This is a genomic window from Catellatospora sp. NPDC049609 (assembly GCF_040675365.1).
Classification (GTDB): domain Bacteria; phylum Actinomycetota; class Actinomycetes; order Mycobacteriales; family Micromonosporaceae; genus Catellatospora.
The window spans coordinates 1-5,719 of sequence record NZ_JBFAOU010000302.1 but is presented as its reverse complement, the minus strand read 5'-3'; the positions used below and the strand labels follow the sequence as shown (position 1 = coordinate 5,719).

Here is a 5,719-nt window from a genome sequence, read left to right as displayed (position 1 = left end):
CCCGACTCCACGGAGTCGGGGGCCGCCCTTCGGCTCAGTTGAGGCGGGAGCCTCAGGCCTTGCCGCCGGCCAGCTTCTCGCGAAGCGCGGCCAGGGCCTCGTCGGTGGCGAGGGTGCCGCTGGGCTCCTCCGCCGCCTTGGCCGGGGCCGGGGTCGAGGTCGACACGTTGCCGGACGGGACCTCGGACGCGGCGGCGGCGTCGGCCGCCCGCGAGGTCTGCACCTGCTTGGTGTGCGCCTCCCAGCGCGCGCGGGCGTCAGCGTACTGCTGCTCCCAGACCTCGCGCTGCTTCTCGTAGCCCTCGAGCCACTCGCCCGTCTCCGGGTCGAAGCCCTCGGGGTAGATGTAGTTGCCCTCGTTGTCGTACGTCGCGGCCATGCCGTAGAGGGTCGGGTCGAAGTGCTCCTCGCCCTCGACGAAGCCCTCGTTGGCCTGCTTGAGCGACAGCGAGATGCGGCGACGCTCGAGGTCGATGTCGATGACCTTGACCATCACGTCCGAGCCGACCTGAACGACCTGCTCCGGGATCTCCACGTGGCGCTCGGCCAGCTCGGAGATGTGCACCAGACCCTCGATGCCGTCCTCGACACGGACGAACGCACCGAACGGCACCAGCTTGGTGACCTTACCCGGCACGATCTGCGTGATCGCGTGGGTGCGGGCGAACTGACGCCACGGGTCCTCCTGGGTCGCCTTGAGCGACAGGGAGACGCGCTCGCGGTCCAGGTCCACGTCGAGAACCTCGACCTCGACCTCGGTGCCGACCTCGACGACCTCGGACGGGTGGTCGATGTGCTTCCAGGACAGCTCGGAGACGTGCACCAGACCGTCCACGCCGCCCAGGTCCACGAAGGCGCCGAAGTTGACGATCGAGGACACGACGCCCTTGCGGACCTGGCCCTTCTGGAGCTTGTTCAGGAACTCGGTGCGCACCTCGGACTGGGTCTGCTCGAGGTAGGCCCGGCGGGACAGGACCACGTTGTTGCGGTTCTTGTCCAGCTCGATGATCTTCGCCTCGAGCTCGCGGCCCACGTACGGCTGCAGGTCGCGGACGCGGCGCATCTCGACGAGGGAGGCCGGCAGGAAGCCCCGCAGGCCGATGTCGAGGATGAGGCCACCCTTGACCACCTCGATGACGGAGCCACGGACGACGCCGTCGTCTTCCTTGATCTTCTCGATGGTGCCCCAGGCACGCTCGTACTGAGCGCGCTTCTTGGACAGGATCAGACGACCCTCCTTGTCCTCCTTCTGGAGGACAAGGGCCTCGATGTGATCACCGACGGAGACGACCTCAGCAGGGTCCACATCGTGCTTGATCGACAACTCGCGCGAGGGGATGACGCCCTCGGTCTTGTAGCCGATGTCGAGCAGGACCTCGTCCCGGTCGACCTTGACGACGGTGCCTTCGACAATGTCGCCGTCGTTGAAGTACTTGATGGTCTCGTCGATCGCGGCGAGGAAAGCCTCCTCAGAGCCGAGATCGTCGATGGTGACCTTGTTGGCGCTCGAGGTGGCCTCGATGCTGCTCGTCATGTGGACTGTTGCTCCGTCGGATGGATGTTCAGTGTGACCCAGTGGGTGTTCCACTGCCGCTCCCGCTCGCCTACGCTCCGGTGTGGCCGTCGCCGGCCACCTGAACCGTTAGCGGGTCTGCTCCATGCCGAGAACCGCGGACGTGCGAGTGCATCGAACAGCTTACCGTGCCCATTACCACACGACGCAACCCCACCCCTCCCGTGACGCTCCCCTCTTCCTGATTCGCGGGACTCCATGGGGATTGCGGGCAGAATGTCTCGTGCGTCACACCCCCCAGTGGGACCCCCGAAGGCGGCTCGTACGCTGATCCGGTGGAGATCGATTCTGCCGGTGACGAGGAGCTCGACGACCTCGACGGGTACGACGCCGCCGGTCCGGGCGTGACCCGGCGGGAGGTCACCGCCGCGGAGAACCGGCGCGCCTCCCGCGGCTGGTGGGACGCCGACGCCGACGACTACCAGGCCGCGCACGGCGACTTCCTGGGCGCGGCGGACTTCGTCTGGTGCCCGGAGGGCCTGCGCGAGGCCGACGCGAAGCTGCTCGGCGATCTCGCCGGCCGGCGCGTGCTGGAGCTGGGCTGCGGCGCGGCCGCCTCGGCCCGCTGGCTCGCCGCACAGGGCGCCGGCGTGGTGGCGATGGACCTGTCGGCGGGCATGCTGCGCCACGCCCGCGACGCGGCGAAGGCGACCGGCATCGAGGTGCCGCTGGTGCAGGCCGACGCCTGCGCCCTGCCGTTCGCCGACGGCGCCTTCGACGTCGCCTGCACCGCGTTCGGCGCGGTGCCGTTCGTCGACGACTCCGCGCTGGTCATGCGGGAGGTGCACCGGGTGCTCAAGCCCGGCGGGCGGTGGGTGTTCTCGGTGACCCACCCGATGCGCTGGATCTTCCTGGACGACCCGACCGAGGGCGGCCTGCGCGCGGTGCACTCGTACTTCGACCGCCGCCCGTACGTCGAGTACGACGAGACGGGGTCGGCGACCTACGTCGAGCACCACCGGACCATGGGCGACCGGCTGCGGGAGCTGGTCGGCGCGGGGTTCGCGCTGGTCGACCTGATCGAGCCGGAGTGGCCCGAGGGCCACGAGCAGATCTGGGGCCAGTGGTCGCCGCTGCGCGGCAGGCTGTTCCCCGGCACCGCCATCTTCGTGGCGGTCAAGCCGGCCGGCTGAGGCCCGCGTGACGAGCTCGCGAACGCCGCGCGGGTGAGTCCGAGGCGCAATGGCACTTTTCGCGAAACCGCACGCAGGGCGGTCCGGCGGGCGCATGATCAGGGCGTGGCGAGTGGGATATTCAGGACAAAGCGTGTCGAAGCCGAGCTGGCCGAGACCGTCGAGCCCGAACACAGACTCAAGAAGAACCTGACCACCCTCGACCTGATCATCTTCGGCGTCGGCGTGATCATCGGCACGGGCATCTTCGTGCTGACCGGCCGCCAGGCCGCGGTCAACGCCGGTCCCGCCATCGTGATCTCGTTCATCGTGGCCGGCATCGTGTGCGCCCTGGCGGCGCTGTGCTACGCCGAGTTCGCCTCGACCGTGCCGGTGGCGGGCTCCGCGTACACGTTCTCCTACGCGACCCTGGGCGAGCTGGTCGCCTGGATCATCGGCTGGGACCTGGTGCTGGAACTGGGCCTGGGTGCGGCGGTGGTGGCGCGCGGCTGGTCGGCGTACCTGCAGAACCTGCTCGGCCTGCCGACGTGGGTCGCCGGCGAGAAGGCGATCCCCGACTTCGGGGCGATCCTCATCGTCGCCATCGTCACCACCCTCGGCGTGCTCGGCACCAAGCTGTCCAGCCGGATCAGCGGCGTGCTGGTCGCCATCAAGGTCGCCGTGGTGTTCCTGGTGATCATCGTGGGCGCGTTCTTCATCAAGGCCGCCAACTACAAGCCGTTCATCCCGGAGGCGGTGCCCGCGAAGGAGACCACGACGAGCGTGTGGCACACGCCGCTGTCGCAGCTGCTGCTCGGCATCGAGCCGGTGCACTTCGGCATCCCCGGCATCCTGGCCGCCGCCGCGATCGTCTTCTTCGCCTACATCGGCTTCGACATCGTGGCGACCACGGCCGAGGAGGTGCGCAACCCGCAGCGGGACATGGCGCGCGGCATCATCGGCTCGCTGCTCATCTGCACCCTGCTCTACGTGCTGGTCTCGCTGGTCATCACGGGCATGGTGCGGTACACCGAGCTGGCCAGCGACGCGCCGCTGGCGCACGCCTTCGACGTGGTCGGCCAGCCCTGGGTCGCCAAGCTCATCTCGCTCGGCGCGATCTGCGGCATCACCACCGTGGTCCTGGTGCTGCTGCTCGGCCAGGTCCGCGTGCTGTTCGCGATGTCCCGCGACGGCCTGCTGCCGGTCGGCATGGCCAAGGTGCACCCGCGGCACGGCACGCCGTACCTGATCACCATCGGCACCGGCGTCGTCGTCGCCCTGCTGGCCGCGTTCATCTCGCTGGAGAAGCTGTCCGAGCTGGTCAGCATCGGCACGCTGTTCGCCTTCTTCGTGGTCGCGATCGGCGTGATCGTGCTCCGCAAGACCCGGCCCGACCTGCACCGCCCGTTCCGGGTGCCGTGGGTGCCGTTCCTGCCGATCGTCGCGGCGCTGGCCAGCCTGTGGCTGATGCTGAACCTGCCGGTCGACACCTGGGTCCGGTTCGTGATCTGGATGGCCCTCGGCTTCATCATCTACTTCCTCTACAGCTACCACCACAGCCGCGAGCGGCCGGGCATCAAGTACGACCCGGTCCACGCCAAGACCTACGAGCAGGACAAGGGTCCCTAGCCTCACCTCTCCACCGGGTGCCGCGCCGAAAGGCGCGGCACCTTTTTCGTACGCCCGCGACACGTCACACCGTACTCATTGATTCTTGTAACATTGTCTATGTACTCTCCGAGCCAGCTGCCGCCCAAACAGGGCGGCACCTGGTTATGGGGAGGAAGACGTGCCACCCTCACGGCTCCGGCGCACCCGCCTGCTCGCGCTCGGCGCGATCGCCGCCACCACCCTGGCCACCGTCGTGGCCCTGCCGTCCCCCGCACTGGCCGCCGGCGCGCCGTACCGGGCGACCCCGGTCCCGGTCACGGCCCCGGTCGCCGACGGCGACACCACCCTGATCCCGGGCGCCTACCTGGTCACCTTCCGGCCCGGCGCGGACCCGGGCGTCGCGCTGCGCGCGCTGAAGGCCAAGTCCAAGGTCGACTTCGGCCGGGCGGTCAACGGCTTCGCCGCGGACCTGTCCGACAAGCAGCTCGGCGAGCTGCGCCACAGCGCCGACGTGGCCGCCATCGAGCGCGACGCCTGGCACCACAACGTGCTCGACACCACCCAGACCAACCCGCCGGCCTGGGGCATCGACCGCGTCGACCAGACCGCGCTGCCGCTGTCGGCCAGCTACACCTACACCGCGACCGGCGCGGGCGTGCACGCGTACATCATCGACTCGGGCGTCGACGCCGCCCACCCCAACTTCGGCGGCCGGGCCCAGTTCAACTACAACTCCGTGGACAGCAACAACACCGACTGCAACGGCCACGGCACGCACGTGGCGGGCACCATCGGGTCCACCTCGTACGGCGTGGCGAAGGCCGTCACGCTGCACGGCGTGAAGTGGCTCAACTGCTCCGGCGGCGGCTCCACCTCCGGCGCCGTGGCGGCGGTCAACTGGGTCACCAACAACCACGTCAAGCCCGCCGTGGCGAACACGTCGTGGAACATGACCTACAGCTCGACCCTGGCCACCGCGCTGACCAACATGATGAACAGCGGCGTCTTCCTGGCCACCTCGGCGGGCAACACCGGCGGCAACTCCTGCGACCGCCTGCCGCGCAACCTCACCGCCGCCCTGGTCGTCGCCGCGACCACCCGCACCGACGCGCGGGCCAGCTACTCCTCCACCGGCTCCTGCGTCGACATCTACGGCCCCGGCTCGGCCATCGTCTCCACGCTGCCCGGCAACACCACCGGCAGCTACAACGGCACCTCGATGTCGACGCCGCACGCGGCCGGCATCGCCGTGCTGTACAAGGCGACGTACGGCGACACGAGCCAGGCCACGCTGCACGCCTGGATCATCAACAACGCCACCACCGGGGTGGTCACCGGCAGCCTGTCGGGTACGCCGAACCGCCTGCTCAACAAGCGCGCGCTGTGACCGGGGGCGGGGGGGGGGGCCCCCCCCCCGGCCCCC

General features: G+C 69.5%; 4 protein-coding genes. 3 read left to right on the top strand and 1 reads right to left on the bottom strand.

What is annotated here, in order from left to right:
- Positions 1 to 52: 52 nt before the first annotated feature.
- Positions 53 to 1,534 (bottom strand): 30S ribosomal protein S1, encoded by a 1,482-nt coding sequence (rpsA, locus tag AB0J67_RS38875; protein WP_363490469.1) that lies wholly within the window; start codon positions 1,532 to 1,534, stop codon positions 53 to 55.
- A 383-nt stretch (positions 1,535 to 1,917) separates the two neighbouring features.
- On the opposite strand from rpsA, the gene AB0J67_RS38870 reads away from it, so the two are divergent.
- The 3 genes from AB0J67_RS38870 to AB0J67_RS38860 all read left to right on the top strand — a co-directional run bounded on the left by AB0J67_RS38870 (position 1,918) and on the right by AB0J67_RS38860 (position 5,683).
- Positions 1,918 to 2,706 carry a class I SAM-dependent methyltransferase gene (locus tag AB0J67_RS38870; protein ID WP_363490471.1) on the top strand — a complete coding sequence of 263 codons (789 nt, stop codon included), beginning with the start codon at positions 1,918 to 1,920 and terminating at the stop codon, positions 2,704 to 2,706.
- Positions 2,707 to 2,811: 105 nt separating this feature from the next.
- Entirely contained in the window at positions 2,812 to 4,314 is a 1,503-nt protein-coding gene (locus AB0J67_RS38865; RefSeq protein WP_363490467.1) for an amino acid permease, read from the top strand.
- 160 nt (positions 4,315 to 4,474) lie between these two features.
- Positions 4,475 to 5,683 carry a S8 family serine peptidase gene (locus AB0J67_RS38860; protein WP_363490465.1) on the top strand — a complete coding sequence of 403 codons (1,209 nt, stop codon included), beginning with the start codon at positions 4,475 to 4,477 and terminating at the stop codon, positions 5,681 to 5,683.
- The last annotated feature ends 36 nt before the right edge of the window (positions 5,684 to 5,719 follow it).

Excerpts from the sequence above, each read along its gene's own strand:
- rpsA (WP_363490469.1), bottom strand. The coding sequence starts at position 1,534 with ATGACGAGCAGCATCGAGGCCACCTCGAGCGCCAACAAGGTCACCATC.